This is a genomic window from uncultured Limosilactobacillus sp., from assembly GCF_934202235.1.
Taxonomy (GTDB): Bacteria; Bacillota; Bacilli; order Lactobacillales; family Lactobacillaceae; genus Limosilactobacillus.
This window is the reverse complement of the sequence record NZ_CAKPXS010000014.1, coordinates 16,440-31,551: the sequence shown is the minus strand read 5'-3', so window position 1 is coordinate 31,551 and position 15,112 is coordinate 16,440. Positions and strand designations below refer to the sequence as shown.

The window sequence follows — 15,112 nt, the reverse complement described above, 5'->3', positions numbered from 1 at the left end:
GCCTCGATCCGAAGATCAAGGACCCTGCACATTTGTGTTCGTCGAAACTTTGTTCAGTTTTCAAAGGTCTACCTTGCCGCTGCTTTCGCAACAGCATTTAAAATGTTAACAAAGGTTCAAGAGAAAGTCAAGAACTTTTTTAACTCTCAAACGATTGCCAGTTGCGAATGAAGTTGTTTAACAACTCCCTGACAACGGTTATTAACTATACTGTTAAATTCTCCGAATGTCAACAAAAAGTCCAAAACTTTTTTTGCCTTTTTTGGGATAACTAGTCAAGCCCTTGGAATGAGTGCTTTTCAAGAAAGCGTAAAGCTATGACAGATACCTTGGCAAAGCTGAAACAAGTTGATAAAATCAACCGTGTTAACTAAAACAATACAATATAAAAGGAGTTAATCTTGGCTACTTTAATTGATTTCATTCTCCATATTGATAAACATCTCATCGCGATCGTTAACCAATATGGTGACACAACCTACCTAATTCTATTTGCAATTATCTTTATTGAAACAGGGGCGGTTATTCTTCCGTTCCTTCCTGGTGACTCCCTACTTTTTGCCGCCAGTGCTCTCGCAGCTGATAGTCGTTACCACCTTAATATTTGGCTATTCGTTCTCCTTTTCTTTGTCGCATGTGCCGCAGGTGATTCGCTGAATTTCATCATCGGTCATCGAATCGGCAAGAACCTATCTAACCACTCACTCTTCGGTAGACTAATTGATAAAAAGAGTCTCGAGAAAACCGAACACTTTTTTGAAAGACACGGTGCTCCCGCCATTATCCTTGCCCGCTTCATGCCAATCATTAGAACATTTGCACCGTTTGCTTCTGCGGGTTCAGGATTCCCATATGCTCACTTTATTCGCTTCAGCTTGATCGGTTGTACCTTATGGGTTGCTCTTTGTTGTTCATGCGGATTCTTCTTTGGCAATCTGCCTTTTGTCCAAGAACATTTCTCAGTAATCATCATCGCTATCATTGGCATTTCACTGATTCCGGCAATCGTCGGTGCCATCCGGAGCCGTCTTAATAGCAAGGCTAACGAAGAATAGCCACTAAACACACAAAACCGCCAGCCCAAAAGGCTAGCGGTTTTTTATTGCCATTCATCAAGGCTATTGAGCTCATAAGTCGGACGCACTTTGACATGTACTAGGTCACGACGCTTTGTCAAGCCAGTATAAACTAACATACTATCCATGCCAACGTTGATTGCGGCAGAAATATCCGTCTTGTAATTATCACCAACCATGATAACTTGATCCTTTTGCAATCCGCTCTTTTTCAGGGCCATTTCCATTATGATTGGCGATGGTTTGCCAATCATAACTGGCTGAACCTGGGTGGCGTAACGGACCAGTTCAACCAGTGAACCTGCACCGGGCACCATGCCGCGCTCGTTGGGTAGGTTACTATCTGCATTGGTTCCCACAAAAACTGCCCCTGACCTAATAGCTAACGTCGCTACTTCAAACTGGTGGTATTGAACGTGCGAATCAAGCCCCACAACCACAAAATCCGGACGATCATCTGTGATCACGAACCCCTTATCGCGAAGAGACTGAGCCAACCCACTTTCGCCAATCATATAGACCCGCTTTTTTTCCGGTGTTGCCAATTCATTTTTCAGGTAATCAGCGGTTGCTAAGGCACTCGTATAAACATTGTCCGGGCCAACATTAATCTGGTGGTTTTTTTTGAGGTTATTACTAACAAAAGCTGGTGTTCGCGTGCTGTTATTGGTTACGAACATTACTAACTTGCCAGCTTGCTGTAAGCGCTCTACAAAACGCGCGGCGGCAGGGATTCGTTCAGTTCCCTTGTAGGTGGTGCCATCGAGGTCAATGAAATATCCCTGATAGTCGTTAATCATTTCTCTGCTCCCTTAGATTGACGTTGACGCATCAAAAAACGACGATGACGTCCGTGGCGAACCGTCTTTACTTCCTGGTGATGACGCTGGGCAACTGGTGGCTGAGTCAACTTGTCAACACGGGTCTTAATCGCCGCGTTCCCCCGTTTACGTTTGTTCCGTCGCCGCGAGTGATGGTGGTGATGTTGACGTGGCTCTTTGACCGCTAAATTATGAACTACAAAATACGGACAACCAAAGTTGCAAGCCTCAAACAAGTAATCTTCCAGGTTGTTGATTTTTCGTTCCCCATTCACGTGTGAACGTTGAGCAGCATAAAACCCTCTTAACCTGAGTTGATTGTATCCCCAATCACCGACAATATAGTCGTACTTCGCCAACACCATGCTGAAGCGGTCAGCAAAGGCGTCAGCATCAAATCCATCGCGGTAATTAGCCACCAATTCGTAACGATGTCCGTTAAGTGTAAAATGTGTTTGGTCTTGGACAACCGCATGATAGATTGACTCTCGCTGTGCCTCACGTTTATCAATATATTCTTGAATCTTTGAACGGTTCAAACTACCCCTCCTAACTAGCAGTTAACCTCTTTTTAAGAAATCGTCCCGCTTCCTTTCAACCATTTTTTCAACTTCTGCCATTGACAACGGTGCCCCAAACTGAACTTTCTCACCCAAATAATCAAGTTCAGGTGAATCCACCCCAACATTGATGTTTTCTTTAATTGGTACCGAATTATGGTGAATATGACCATGTAAGTTAATAATCTGTGGTGCGATCCCCAGCAGGAGCGGGTAATGGGTCATGTAGTACTGCCGATGATCATATTTAATTAGCTTACCAACATCATGAAACTCAAATTTTGCGCGGCCGTTGTAGGCATAGTTATGTTGTGCCAGATACTTAAATAATGCTCGTGAATCATGGTTGCCTTTGATTAAGACCAGGTGACCATGCAGCTGGTTAAGCACCTGGAAAATTGACTCATACGCTTTTTTGGGCGGTTTAATGAAATATAGGGCAATGTCTCCCAAGTGGTAAACGACATCATTTTCCCCAACCTTCTCGTTCCAATGGTCAATAATGGTTTGGTTCATTTCGCTAACACTAGTGAAAGGGCGCGGTGCAAAATCATCTATTCCAAGCAGGTCCTTGTGAAAGAAATGGGTATCCGCAGTGACAAATTGCATAAAAACCACCTCTGCTCAAAATAACGGGCGCAAGGTCACCCCCACACCCGTTCTTAACATCTCTGATTTCTTTACTTGGCAGCAGCTTGTTTCTTCAAGCGAAGGATATCATGGACAATCATTAATTCCTCGTTAGTCGGGATTAACAGCGTCTTAATCTTGGCATCTGGAGTTGACAAGTCTCGTTCGACTCCTCGACAGTCATTCTTTTCGGGATCGATGGCAACACCAAAGTATGCCAGCTTATCAGCAACAGACTGACGGAACCGCTTATCATTTTCACCAACACCAGCCGTGAAGACAATTGCATCTGCTCCCTGCAGTTCTGCCAGGTACTGACCAATATACTTAACCACTCGGTTATCATTGATTTCCAGCGCAAGTTGACAACGCTTGTCGCCCTTGTTAGCACCGGCTTCGACATCACGCATATCTCCGGAAACACCAGAAATACCAAGGACACCTGATTGGTGGTTGAGGATGTCGATCATCTCATCTGAGCTAACACCAAGCTTTTGCTGAACGTAAGCCACCAGCGACGGGTCAACATCACCCGAGCGAGTAGCCATCGTTACGCCGGCTAAGGGCGAAAAGCCCATTGACGTATCAAATGACTTACCATTCTTGATAGCAGTAATGGAAGCCCCAGCCCCAATATGGCAAGTAATTAGCTTAAGGTCTTCCAGCGGCTTCCCTAGCATCTTAGCTGCCCGTTGAGCAACGTAACGGTGACTAGTACCATGAGCACCATAACGACGAGCACCGTACTTTTCATTCCATTCATATGGAACGCTATAGAGGGCGTTAAAGTCAGGCATCGTGGTGTGGAAAGAAGTATCAAAGACAGCAACTGCAAAGGCATTTGGCAATGCCTTCCGGAATGCCTTAATCCCTTCCACTTCGGCCGGGTTGTGCAATGGCGCAAAGTCAGCATCAGCCATAATCTTGTCGATTACTTCGTCATTGATGATCGCAGAGTCAGTAAAATCACGTCCCCCAGCAACAATCCGGTGACCGACAGCCGAAATTTCGTCATAACTGTCAACAATCTTTAAGGCCAGTAACTGCTTTAAGAGGTAGTCCACGGCTGCTTTATGGTCCTTAAAGACTTGTTGGTCTTCGTGCTTTTGACCATCATATTCGATCTTGGCGTGGCCCTTTTCGGTTCCGATCCGCTCAATCAACCCTTCAGCAATAACTTCTTCTTCCGGCATTGCAAACAACTTAAACTTAACGGTTGAACTACCCGCGTTAACTGCAATAATTTTTGACATGTTGTCAATTAACTCCCTTCAACTACTTCTTAATATTTGTGGCAACCCACTGATCAACCATTCCAATAAAGCGTTTAAAGTCAGCCTGCTTATTAAATGGTGGAAACGTTCCTAAGAGGACCTTGCCGGCCTGTTGACTGCCCCCACCTTGTTTTTGAAGCAAAAGCAGTGACTTCTTCGCTGCCTCATTATGAAATAAATCAGTCGGGAGATTTAACAATCCTTGCATATGAGCGACACTTTGAATCCACTTCACAAACCCAGCCGTTTCTTTCGTCTGGAACATATTTGCTGGAACTAAGAAGGCTGCCCACCCACCAGGAACAAGGTAGTTGATAGTTTGCTCAATCAGTAAATGATGAGCATATGAATGACCCTTAGCGGCCTGTGTCCGGTAGTTTCTAGTATTCTTATCCAATGGGTAATAGCCGATCGGCAAATCTGCTACCGCCAGTTGGACTTGCGGAACTGTCAGTGGTTCCACCGCGTCTTGATGATATAGTGAAACAGCTAGTTTTTGAAGAGCCGTACTTACGCTGGCAACTGCAAGCATACTGTCATCGTTATCAACTCCGTAACCCTCCACCGGTTCACCAGTTACTTGGTGGAGATGGTTCATCACAGTAGTCAACAAGTTGCCTGTCCCAACAACTGGATCAAGAATCGTTACCTTGCCTTTAGGCTGGGCAACTCGCTCTAAAAGATAGGCGATAATGATGCCTAACGAATCTGGAGTCAACTGGTGGTTAGCCTGAATTGAATCCTGGCGGAGGACCTTTAGCAGGCTAAATTGCAGCATTCGACGAATATCTTCGGCCGACTGCTGACCAAGGTTTAACGTCTGGTAAATTGCCACTAGCTGCTTGACTTCTGCCGGATTCGGTTTACCATCTTCAACTTGAACTTGGCCGTCATCAACTAAGTTTTCTGCGTTCTCCAATAGCGCGTCTAAGTATGAACTTTTTAACGAATGTTGGAGAAGCTGTGTTGCTTTATCAAAATGAAGAAATAGATCTTCTGCTTTTTGTTGCGTCAGGATTGTCACTCCTCACCTAATTTGTAGTACGAAATAAGTTTATCATGTTCAACCGCAAATTCAAGCAGCGACCTCCTCATTCATCATCCCGGTTTATCCTGTCTTTTTCGTGATTAAGCGACGCTAAATTACGGCGAATCACTATTTGCATCTGGCGTTCGGCCTGTCGGTAATTCTGTTGTTCCATTTGAAAACAGCGATACTGGCAAATTAAGACCCCGCTAATAAAGGCCAGCGTCAGAATCGTAGTAAGAATCACTTCACCTCTGTGTCGGCAACGTCCCCATTGGCGGAGCAAAACATAGCGTTGCTTCCTGAAGCGCTTGACCATGTCTTTTCACCTGCACTTTCACCCGTCGTTCATCGAGCCGTTTCAACACCAAGCCATTGCTCTCTATTGGACCATAAAGCGGCAAGTACCCCTTCGCACTGGTCGGTGATTTCATCTTGCGCAGATAAATCATCCCCGAACCGCTGACCAAAAGTTGGTAGGTTTCACCGTTGCTTTGACTCAGTAGCTGCATTCTTCGCCCGCTTCGTTCCACAGTCAGCAAGGAAAAGCGCCAGTGGTCACTTTCTAGCTTGTTTAAAAATTGATACCAAGCAACCGGTTGTTCAAGCTGCTGACGACTAATCCTACCGGCACAACTGGTCAGTAGATAACAACCAGTCATCACTATCGCAATAACAAACAAACCAAGCACACATTCCACTAGGGTGAAAGCCTTATGACGATGGTTCATCAGTACCTTACCTCGTAAATGATCTTTCCTGCTTGTGTGACGACGACTTGCTCCCTGCTAACTGTTGCTACCAGGTCGTGGTCAGTTGTGATAAGGCGATGATTGTCGACTGCCGCATGATCAGTAGCCTCCTTGGCCACCCTTGCCGCTCGCAAAGAAGTCCGCATTTTTTCCCGCTGCAATTTCAACTGGTTTTCACACAGTCCCAGCCAAACAACTGCCATCACGATTAACGTTGCAGCAATAACGGCATTGGCAAGAATAAATGCGGATCTTTTACCAGCCACTAACCTTTTCAATCCGATAACCTCCCCACCCCATTTGGATTTTCATCACATACCTACTGCGATCAAGCTTGGAATAAAGGACCCTCGTATGGGGTGCTGTAAAACCATCATCACCAACATTAAGAACCGCAAAATTAGGCGTTGAAAGTGTTGCTGGTAGTTTGATCACCTTATTGCCAACATTCATCTGTCGGCCATTAGCATAAATGCTCAACCGACGCTTCTCGCTACGAGCCCGGTTTGTCTCCAGGTCCCAACACGACTTTAAGCGGGTAAAAAACTGCCTTTCCGCAGCTGACTGGCGACTCCGAGTTAATGAAGGGCTAGTTAATGTAATGATCAATAGCGCAATAGCAAACACAATCACCGTTTCAACAAGGGTAAACGCGCTTCTTTTCATTCTTGTCGTGCCTGACCATTGTTCACTGCAATATGTTCATCATGGGCTTTTTTAACTTGTGCAGCGGTTAAATAGTGCACCTTGACTAATTGATCATAACTAGTCGCCTTTTTACCTGTATCGTTTTCAAAAAGGTCTAACTGAGTTTGAACCACCGTCACCATCGTATTGCCGTGCATTTTCACTGCCCTTTTCCGTTGTGACGCTAAGTTAGGCAAAACGATTAAAATCAGCAAACTGATGATAAACATCACAATGGCCATTTCAATCAAAGTAAAAGCTTTGCGTTTTTTCACTTCAGTACACCCCCTGCAGTGAATGATAGATGGGCAATAAGATACTCAAATACATTCCAACAATCAACACTGCCACCAAGATAAACAACAATGGTTGAACAAAGACCAACAACCTTTCAGTCGTGGACAGTAATTGCTGAAATAACAACTCATGGTAAGCCGATAATTCCCCCGCCAGTTGTGTTACGGGTAGCCCCCGTTCAAAAAATAACGATAGCTCCCGCGGCAAATACCGACAATGTTGGACTTCGGTAAGAATATTCCCGCCATTGCTGCCGATTTGTGAGATTCTTTTTCCCCACCATGATAATAGCGACCGTTGATCAAGCTGCTTCGTCACCTGACAGCACTCATTTAACGAGAGACCGTGATTCAGCATCACTGCCAAATTGCTAATGAGGTAGTAGCTATAATACAGGCGAAACATTTTTCCCACTGCTGGTAACCGGCAGAGACGAGCCGCACGACCGTTGGCGTCTGCCTTTTGCCAGCGATGAAATTCGCAAATGGCCACAACGCCAGTGGTGGTTATCAGCAAACAAACGATTAACTGCCAGGGAACCCACTGCCAGCAGCTACTTCCCGTCGTTGATTGCCACGACTTGATTTCTGGAAAAACAAATATTTTCAAGGCCACCAGCAACCCCGCCAGCATCAGTAAAAGTAAGAGCGGATACTGTAATAAGGCCATGAGCTTTTGTCGCTGTCGTTGCTGGGCCGTTAAGAAACTACCGATTTCGTCCAGTGTCTGCGCGAGATTGCCATGCCGCTCCGCTAATAAAAGTTGAACTTGCAGGTCAACACCGACAAACGGTCGAACTGCAGCAGAAAAAGAATGTCCACTTTTTAAACGTTGTTCCACGACTAGTAGCTGGCGACGACAAGCCGGAAGTACACGTGTCGTAAAGGCAACTGCCTGCTGCAGCGAAAAGCCGACCTTCATTAGCTCGCCCAGGAGGCTCAACCAACGGGCAAGCTGTCGTGTTCGTATTTGCTGATGTTCGTTAGCCGTAGAGGAATTGCTGCTTCGTTTCCGGCGAAATAACCTTACCAGCCACCAACGTTTCAAGGTCTTGACGCCATTGTTCACTCACCGCACCCCCTTTCCCGGTTGAAATAACGTTTCTTGCCTGCTGGTCTACTAAAAGATCAAAGAGCACTGCTAGATGCCCGTTAATCGTCGGCAATAGCCGCTGATAGGCAACAGCGCTAACTGCCTGGTCGATAGCATAATCATCAACTCCCAACTGACAAAGCCTTGCTACCACCCCTGCTGCGCTACGCGCGTGAATTGTCGCCATTACGAGGTGGCCGCTCAGAGATGCCTGAACCGCCATCATCGCTGTCTGCTTGTCACGTATTTCACCAATGATAAAGACTTGGGGCCGGTGTCGCAGTCCGACTTTTAGTAACTCCTGATAGCCCATTCCAGCCATTTCATTCACCTGCAACTGCAAAAATGATGGCTCCTCAATTTCAACGGGATCTTCAATAGTCATAATCACTTGACTATCCAGTCGGCGAGCTAGCCGGTACATCGTGGTGGTTTTTCCGGACCCGGTGGGTCCAGCAAACAACAGCAACCCCCGTTTTTGGGCGGCGGTCGTCAGCTCTTTCCATTGTTCTGGAACCAACAACGAATATGCCTGATCAATCAAACGATAGATAAAGCGCACCACCAACGACTCCCGATCACAGTAATCCCCGACTGTTGATAATCTGACGTCAACCATCGTCTTCCCAACTTTCAGCCGGATTGCACCAGCTTGCGGTCGCCGGTGTTCCGTCACGGACATATTCGCACGGTACTTAAGGTGGCCGATCCAGCGGCTGGCAATCTTTGTCGGTATTTTCTTAATTGCCACCCGTTGACCACTGACGTTTGCCAAGATGCGAACCCCTTCGCGCATGGGTAAAAAATAAAGATCAGCTGCTTGTTGATGGACTAATTGGGCTAACAATCGTTCCAATTCTGGGTCCATGTGACACCTCCTAATTAGGAAATACGGCAATGCTTGCTGAATTAAATGTGACAAATAGAAAAAGACCGTGGAATTTAATCCACGGTCTAATGAATGGCTTCACAATTATTCGTCTGTGTCGTCGGCTGGGTCAATAAAACCTGCTTCGTAAACATCCGCCACGTCATCATTAGCATCCAGTTCATCAATCAGGTGCTTGTATTGCTTAACCTTGTCGGCAGGAACCTTCGTCTTGTTTTCAGGAATCATCGTCACTTCAGCAGTTTCCAGATCGTAGCCGGCCTTTTGGAGGGCATCACGAACGCTGGTCATATTGTTCGGTGCGGTGAAAATCCGGAACATGTCATCCGTCGACTTCATATCGTCGGCACCAGCGTCAAGGGCGTCCATCAGAACGTCATCTTCACTCTTGTCAAGTCCCTCACGCTTAATTTCAATGAGTCCTTGACGGTTAAACATGTACGAAACTGAACCGTTGGCACCCAGTGAACCACCAGCATGGGTAAATGCTGATCGCACTGCAGCAGCCGTCCGGTTCTTATTGTCAGTTAAGGCAAAGACCATCACGGCCACACCACCTGGTGCGTAACCCTCGTAAGTAATTTCTTCGAAGTTAGCGCCACCAGCACCGGTTGCCTTGTCGATCGCCCGTTGAACGTTTTGCTTTGGCATGTTAGCTGCACGAGCCTTTTCCATGACCAAACGCAATTGAGGATTGTTCGCTGGGTCAGGATCACCTGCTTTAGCGGCTTGGTACAAGTCACGTGAAATCTTTTGGAAAATCTTGCCACGCTTGGCATCTTGGGCGTTCTTCCGCCCCTGAATGTTATGCCATTTTGAATGTCCTGACATTGCTTACTCCTCTTTTCTAAATGATTTAATAACAAACACGGAAAATTCTATCAGATTGTTAGCCGAAATTCAAGGCTTAGCCACGACTTCCGCGGCGAGCAACGATAATTCGCGCAATCCAGCACATCGCAGCCAAAACGACCGCCAAAATGACCAGGTGCCAGCCGAACTGCGCAACATCACTCCAGACAGAGATAATCGAGCTGCTAAAGTCCGGTACTGCTCGCGAAACCTGTCTAGCCACACTCCCAGAAACCATGATGGAGCCAGCCGCAAGCAAGCTCACAATCGTCAGTGACCAACTAACAATGGGGATCAAATTACGCTTAACCAACGCAGAAACTAGCAGCACAATCGTTAAAATGCCGCTAATCGCCAGCGCTGCAACATTGATCACTTTGGCAAGGTGAAGCTGCTTAGTAAAGGTCTTCACATGCTGGGTATTCAATCGCTGGTTGACCGCACTATTAAGCTGATTGGTTAGCGCATTAAGTGAACTACCGGCAACACTGCTGACATCCACCCCATAGTTTCCAGCCAGGCTACTGACTGACGACTCTAACCGGTTGGTCACCGCCGACATGTCGACGTCAATCGCCTGATTATCATAAACATTGTTTACCGCTTGCCGAGCCAGCTTAACTGATTCATGCTTAGTCAGAACTGAACGGGGAACGGCGTAACTTGCCAATACGTTATCGACTTCCTGGTTAAGCTGGTCAGCAACTACTGTTTGCTTCACTTCTTCGGCAGCAAATTCTTTACTGAGAATTGTCCGGTACAGCCAAAACGAGACCAGCAAGACCCACAGACACGCCGCCAGCCCAATCACCGTCTTCCAGTGCGTCCGGCGTGGAGCGACCGGCTTATTATAATGTTGTTGATTTTGAGCAGCAGACTGCTGCTGTCGATACTCCTCACGTGAAGTCACGTGGCATCACCTACCGAGTTGATTGACGCTTAATGAATCCGTGATCAAGCAAGATTTCCTTTTGCTCGCTGACGTCCTCATCATTGTCCATTAGTTTTGTTAAAAGGCGCATTGAAACCGCACCAACGTCGTACATTGGTTGGGTAACCGTCGATAGCATTGGCCGCGTCATGCGTGTTTCCTTGGTATCATTACCAGAAATAATGACAAAGTCTGCTGGTACCTTAATCCCCTTATCAGTGAGGCCATTAAGCAACCCTGCCGCCATCTCGTCGTCAGTAACGAAAATCCCCTTCATTCCGCTACTGATCACCGCGTAGGCCATCTTGTATGCTTCATCATAAGAGTTGTGAGCCACATAAACAAGGTCTTCATTAAACGAGTGTCCTTGTTCTTGAATGGCGTTCTTATACCCAGCTAACCAGTGATCATGATAAATGGTGGTCTCGTTATTACCAACCATCATCCCCACTGGGCCATCAGCCTGTTTAGCCAGCTTGTCAATTGCTTGTTTCGTCGCTTCTTTAAAGTTAATCCGGACGGTTGGCAATTCAGGGTCGTTAGTCACGGAACCAGCCACGACCACCGGGATTGTCGAATTACGGAATTCCTTGGCTAATTCTTCAGAGACATCCTGCCCCATATAAATCATCCCGTCAACTTGCTTGGCAAACAGGCCCCGAACAACTTGAATCGGCTTCTCGCCAGAAACATTAGCGTTGGCTAACAGAATATTGTACTTGTACATCGTTGCAATATCATCGATTCCCTGCGCCAGCTGTGCATAATACGAGTTAGTGATTTCCGGAATGACAACACCCACTGTTGTCGTTTTCTTACTTGCCAAACCGCGGGCAACGGCGTTCGGCCGGTAATGAAGTTTTTTAATTACCGCCATCACCTTGTCGCGCGTTTCTGGTTTAACGTTAGGGTTGCCGTTAACAACCCGGGAGACCGTAGCCATGGAAACCCGGGCTTCACGGGCAACCGTGTAAATGGTCACTGCTTGTTTTTCCATCTTGATAAGCCCTTTCTTTGTTGATCTGAATTGTTTTCAGAGTGTTTTCAATTCCACGGCCTAATATAACAAACATTTTTAGAAAGCGCAATCTTTTGACAAAAAAGAAGAGGAACAGTCCAAACCCTTTCAGGTTTCGTTGTCCCTCAAATTAATTGTTAAGCTATTTATCTTCTTCACCGTCATGTTTCATGTCAATTACGATATCGTCTTGATTGTCATGACTATCCTTAGCGTTGGACAGTGCATCACGAATTTCGGCAGTTTCTTCATCAAAGTCCTCGTTTGAGAAGTGATCGGCGACCCGGTTAGCTTGCTGCTTGACCTGCGCCTTTGCAGCTGCCCATTTTTCATTAGCAGCTAGCTGGTAATCGGCAGCCACACCGTCAGCCCAGTCGAGAAAATCCATCGCATAATCAGTAGCGACATCCATCGTTTCGCCCCAGCCACGCTGAACTTGCGAACGCAGACGTTGCTTTTTTTCAGTACTTAAACTTTTCCACGTTAAAAAAGCGGTTGCCCCACCAATGAGGAGTCCTGTTGCAAATTTCTTGCCCATAATCTCATCCTCCATTTATTTTTTTTGCTGATTACTCCGACGATTGAATAGCCGGCTTGCAAAGCTTAAAATAGCCATTTTGGAGGCACTCTTAATCATTCGTTCTACCTTACTGGTGTTCTGACGTTGCTCAGCAGCTTTTTTTGCTAAGCCCCGGGCGGCTTCATTAACATCACTAACACTTTGACCAACGTCGGCAATGGCCTTTACTGCTGGTTCCAGTTCGGCTGACTTATCATTTAAGTCGGATAAAAGTTCGTCAGTATTGACAACGACTTTCTCCACATTTTTGCTTAGCGAATCAGCATCCTTAGTGAGCTGGTCAAGGCTTTGGGTCGCCTGTTGGACCGTTTTGCCCAAATGCTTGAGAAAAACACCAACAAAGCATACTAAAATTAAAAACGCAATGGCTGCAATTAAAGCGGCCGTTTCACCAATCGTCATCTTCAGATTGCCTCCTTCATCCTTAACTACAGGATAGCATGAACAACGTCGTTATTTCAAACGCTGCACGATTCACTAACTAACTTTCTTGTCCTGCTGTTTTTCGTTATAATAACTTCAATTATTACCTGGGGGAATTTACATGTTTTTGGGTGTCAGTCTGCAGCTGAGCAAGCAAGCCGACCAAATTAGCAACTACTTAACCAACCTAAGCTGGCGAGAAATCGGGCGCCGGCTAGCTAACCGCTGCCTCTCTTTTATCTTAATTACGTTGGTTTTCTTTTTCATTCTCTGGTTGGGCAAGAAACTGATTGACTATTCTTTTCGCCACTCCAAACGCTTTCGTGGGTTAAACGTCCACCGCTTGGACACCTTCCACTCATTAACCAATAATATCTTCCGCTATACTTGTTTCTTCTTCTACCTCTATGCCGTTCTGGAACTCCTGGGAATCCCTGTAGGTACCCTGGTCGCTGGTGCCGGGATCTTCAGCATTGCACTTGGCCTTGGTGCCCAGGGGTTTGTTTCGGACGTCGTCAACGGGATTTTCATCCTCACCGAACAACAAATTGACGTGGGCGATACCGTGGAAATTGGGACGATTAAGGGGACGGTAACCTCCTTAGGATTGCGGACCACTCAAGTTACCAGTCCCAATGGTACCCTGAACTTTATTCCTAACCGCAATATTAGTATTGTGCGTAACTTTTCGCGCAATAATATGGTGGCCACCGTTGATCTGAACTTACCAACCAATGCGCCACTTGAAAACATCACCAAACTAATTCAGCAAGAAAATGATCAATTAGTTAAAGAGCAACCTAATTTACTGGAGCAGCCGCAAATTGTTGGCCCGGTGACGGTTAATGGCAAACTTATCTTCCGCGTTCTCCTCACCACTAAAAATGGCACCCAGAATAAGTTAGCTAGCCATGTCTTGGCCAAATACCTCGAAGTCCTCCGGCAAAATCAGATTACTCTTTAATCACATTTTTCTAATAAAGAAGGAATTGCAGTGACTTTTTACACCTATCAGTACCTTGCCGACCATCAGCAGATTAATTCGGTCATTAACTATGCCGTCATTTTGATTCTCCTCGGTCTGCTCATTGGTACTTTCATGTACTACTTTCGGCACCGCTTGCAAACAAAATACCGTGACATTGGTATCATTATCCTGATTCTTTTAATGATTTTCTGTGGTCTTCAAGTTAGCAACCTGGAGGAACACTACACCCAGCAATCTGAAGCTACGCAGATGAAGCCCTTCATCGAAGCAGTTGCTCGGGACCACGGATTAAGAACTAATCAGGTGGTGGTCAATTCGACAACGCTCAAAGACGGCATCATTGTCCGTTTTCGTAAGCAAGATTACCGCGTCAACTTTAGTCCGAATGGTGACAATTACACCCTGACGCGGGCCCACGTTGTCGACCACCATGTCTACCTTCAAAAGTAACGGAGGATTTGCCAATGAATTACGGATTAATTACCATCAAGCTTATTCTTGGGATGTTATGCCTGATTTTTCAAATCAATATTTTTGGTAAAAGCAACCTGGCACCAACATCTGCCCTGGACCAGTTACAAAACTACGTCCTGGGGGGAATTATTGGTGGCATTATTTATAATAGTGAGATCACAATTCTCCAATTTGTAATGGTCCTCTTGATTTGGACACTGATTGTTTTCGTGATTAAATTTGCCAAAGAGCATAACTACTGGGTGAAGAAAATCGTTGACGGTCAACCAAAGCTGTTAATCAAAAATGGCCATGTCCTCGTGGATGCCTGTGTCCGTGCGGGCATCTCTGCCAACGATCTGATGTTTAAGTTGCGGAGCCAGGGGATTTACGAAGTTGCCAGGGTTAAAAGCGGTGTGCTGGAACAAAATGGTCAAATTACGGTCATTGAAAATGATGAGGATAACATCCGTTTTCCGCTAATTAATGATGGGCAAGTCAACCAGGACGTGCTCGAGTTGATCCACCATGATGAAAAGTGGGTTGACAACCAAGTCCACCATGCCGGGTACGCCGACGTTCACGACATCTACCTTGGTGAATACATTCATGGCAATGTCCGGCTGGTCCCCTACCCTCACAATTAACAATCACTAAAAAATCCCGCAGCTCGGTTCAACCGGGTTACGGGATTTGTGGTGCTACTAGTTCTGCTTACCATTTCACATTTGATTTGAAGCGTTCGCTAAGGACACCACTCAA

20 protein-coding genes are annotated in these 15,112 nt (G+C 46.0%); 4 read left to right on the top strand and 16 right to left on the bottom strand.

What is annotated here, in order from left to right:
- Positions 1-401: 401 nt before the first annotated feature.
- On the top strand, positions 402-1,055 hold the full coding sequence (locus Q0E49_RS03575; RefSeq protein WP_295746588.1) for a VTT domain-containing protein: 654 nt from the start codon (positions 402-404) through the stop codon (positions 1,053-1,055).
- A 44-nt stretch (positions 1,056-1,099) separates the two neighbouring features.
- Here Q0E49_RS03575 and Q0E49_RS03570 read toward each other — a convergent pair whose 3' ends face one another.
- From Q0E49_RS03570 to Q0E49_RS03495, 16 genes are all read right to left on the bottom strand, one after another.
- Positions 1,100-1,876, bottom strand: coding sequence for a TIGR01457 family HAD-type hydrolase (locus tag Q0E49_RS03570; protein ID WP_295746587.1), 777 nt, complete (start codon positions 1,874-1,876; stop codon positions 1,100-1,102).
- Positions 1,873-2,436: a YutD family protein gene (locus tag Q0E49_RS03565; protein ID WP_295746586.1), complete on the bottom strand. Its 564-nt coding sequence runs from the start codon at positions 2,434-2,436 to the stop codon at positions 1,873-1,875. The genes Q0E49_RS03570 and Q0E49_RS03565 overlap by 4 nt, the downstream gene beginning before the upstream one ends.
- A gap of 21 nt (positions 2,437-2,457) precedes the next feature.
- Positions 2,458-3,066 (bottom strand): metallophosphoesterase, encoded by a 609-nt coding sequence (locus Q0E49_RS03560; RefSeq protein ID WP_295746585.1) that lies wholly within the window; start codon positions 3,064-3,066, stop codon positions 2,458-2,460.
- A gap of 71 nt (positions 3,067-3,137) precedes the next feature.
- On the bottom strand, positions 3,138-4,340 hold the full coding sequence (locus tag Q0E49_RS03555; protein ID WP_295746584.1) for an acetate kinase: 1,203 nt from the start codon (positions 4,338-4,340) through the stop codon (positions 3,138-3,140).
- 22 nt (positions 4,341-4,362) lie between these two features.
- Positions 4,363-5,385 (bottom strand): class I SAM-dependent methyltransferase, encoded by a 1,023-nt coding sequence (locus Q0E49_RS03550; protein ID WP_366509533.1) that lies wholly within the window; start codon positions 5,383-5,385, stop codon positions 4,363-4,365.
- A 251-nt stretch (positions 5,386-5,636) separates the two neighbouring features.
- Positions 5,637-6,119 (bottom strand): prepilin-type N-terminal cleavage/methylation domain-containing protein, encoded by a 483-nt coding sequence (locus Q0E49_RS03545; protein WP_295746582.1) that lies wholly within the window; start codon positions 6,117-6,119, stop codon positions 5,637-5,639.
- Positions 6,119-6,418 (bottom strand): hypothetical protein, encoded by a 300-nt coding sequence (locus tag Q0E49_RS03540; RefSeq protein WP_295746581.1) that lies wholly within the window; start codon positions 6,416-6,418, stop codon positions 6,119-6,121. The genes Q0E49_RS03545 and Q0E49_RS03540 overlap by 1 nt, the downstream gene beginning before the upstream one ends.
- On the bottom strand, positions 6,396-6,806 hold the full coding sequence (locus tag Q0E49_RS03535; protein WP_295746580.1) for a type II secretion system protein: 411 nt from the start codon (positions 6,804-6,806) through the stop codon (positions 6,396-6,398). Before Q0E49_RS03535 ends, Q0E49_RS03540 begins: the two co-directional genes overlap by 23 nt.
- Positions 6,803-7,102 (bottom strand): competence type IV pilus major pilin ComGC, encoded by a 300-nt coding sequence (gene comGC / locus Q0E49_RS03530; protein ID WP_295746579.1) that lies wholly within the window; start codon positions 7,100-7,102, stop codon positions 6,803-6,805. The genes Q0E49_RS03535 and comGC overlap by 4 nt, the downstream gene beginning before the upstream one ends.
- Position 7,103: 1 nt before the next feature.
- Positions 7,104-8,192, bottom strand: coding sequence for a competence type IV pilus assembly protein ComGB (gene comGB / locus Q0E49_RS03525; protein ID WP_295746578.1), 1,089 nt, complete (start codon positions 8,190-8,192; stop codon positions 7,104-7,106).
- Positions 8,107-9,084: a competence type IV pilus ATPase ComGA gene (gene comGA, locus Q0E49_RS03520; RefSeq protein WP_295746577.1), complete on the bottom strand. Its 978-nt coding sequence runs from the start codon at positions 9,082-9,084 to the stop codon at positions 8,107-8,109. The genes comGB and comGA overlap by 86 nt, the downstream gene beginning before the upstream one ends.
- 105 nt (positions 9,085-9,189) lie before the next feature.
- Positions 9,190-9,936 carry a YebC/PmpR family DNA-binding transcriptional regulator gene (locus Q0E49_RS03515; protein WP_295746576.1) on the bottom strand — a complete coding sequence of 249 codons (747 nt, stop codon included), beginning with the start codon at positions 9,934-9,936 and terminating at the stop codon, positions 9,190-9,192.
- A 76-nt stretch (positions 9,937-10,012) separates the two neighbouring features.
- Positions 10,013-10,867: a hypothetical protein gene (locus Q0E49_RS03510; protein WP_295746575.1), complete on the bottom strand. Its 855-nt coding sequence runs from the start codon at positions 10,865-10,867 to the stop codon at positions 10,013-10,015.
- Between the two features lie 10 nt (positions 10,868-10,877).
- Positions 10,878-11,885 carry a catabolite control protein A gene (ccpA, locus tag Q0E49_RS03505; protein WP_295746574.1) on the bottom strand — a complete coding sequence of 336 codons (1,008 nt, stop codon included), beginning with the start codon at positions 11,883-11,885 and terminating at the stop codon, positions 10,878-10,880.
- A gap of 163 nt (positions 11,886-12,048) precedes the next feature.
- Positions 12,049-12,444 carry a YtxH domain-containing protein gene (locus Q0E49_RS03500; RefSeq protein ID WP_295746573.1) on the bottom strand — a complete coding sequence of 132 codons (396 nt, stop codon included), beginning with the start codon at positions 12,442-12,444 and terminating at the stop codon, positions 12,049-12,051.
- Between the two features lie 15 nt (positions 12,445-12,459).
- A complete protein-coding gene (locus tag Q0E49_RS03495; RefSeq protein ID WP_295746572.1) occupies positions 12,460-12,888 on the bottom strand; it encodes a DUF948 domain-containing protein in 429 nt (142 codons plus the stop codon).
- A gap of 142 nt (positions 12,889-13,030) precedes the next feature.
- Here Q0E49_RS03495 and Q0E49_RS03490 point away from each other — a divergent pair, with 142 nt between their 5' ends.
- Genes Q0E49_RS03490 through Q0E49_RS03480 form a run of 3 tightly spaced genes read left to right on the top strand, consistent with a single transcriptional unit; the run spans position 13,031 to position 14,997 of the window.
- The gene (locus Q0E49_RS03490; protein WP_295746571.1) at positions 13,031-13,873 is read left to right on the top strand and encodes a mechanosensitive ion channel domain-containing protein; all 843 of its coding nucleotides are present in this window, start codon (positions 13,031-13,033) and stop codon (positions 13,871-13,873) included.
- 30 nt (positions 13,874-13,903) lie between these two features.
- Complete coding sequence (locus Q0E49_RS03485) at positions 13,904-14,347, top strand: DUF3290 family protein (protein ID WP_295746570.1); 444 nt, start codon at positions 13,904-13,906, stop codon at positions 14,345-14,347.
- Positions 14,348-14,361: 14 nt separating this feature from the next.
- Positions 14,362-14,997: a DUF421 domain-containing protein gene (locus Q0E49_RS03480; protein ID WP_295746569.1), complete on the top strand. Its 636-nt coding sequence runs from the start codon at positions 14,362-14,364 to the stop codon at positions 14,995-14,997.
- The last annotated feature ends 115 nt before the right edge of the window (positions 14,998-15,112 follow it).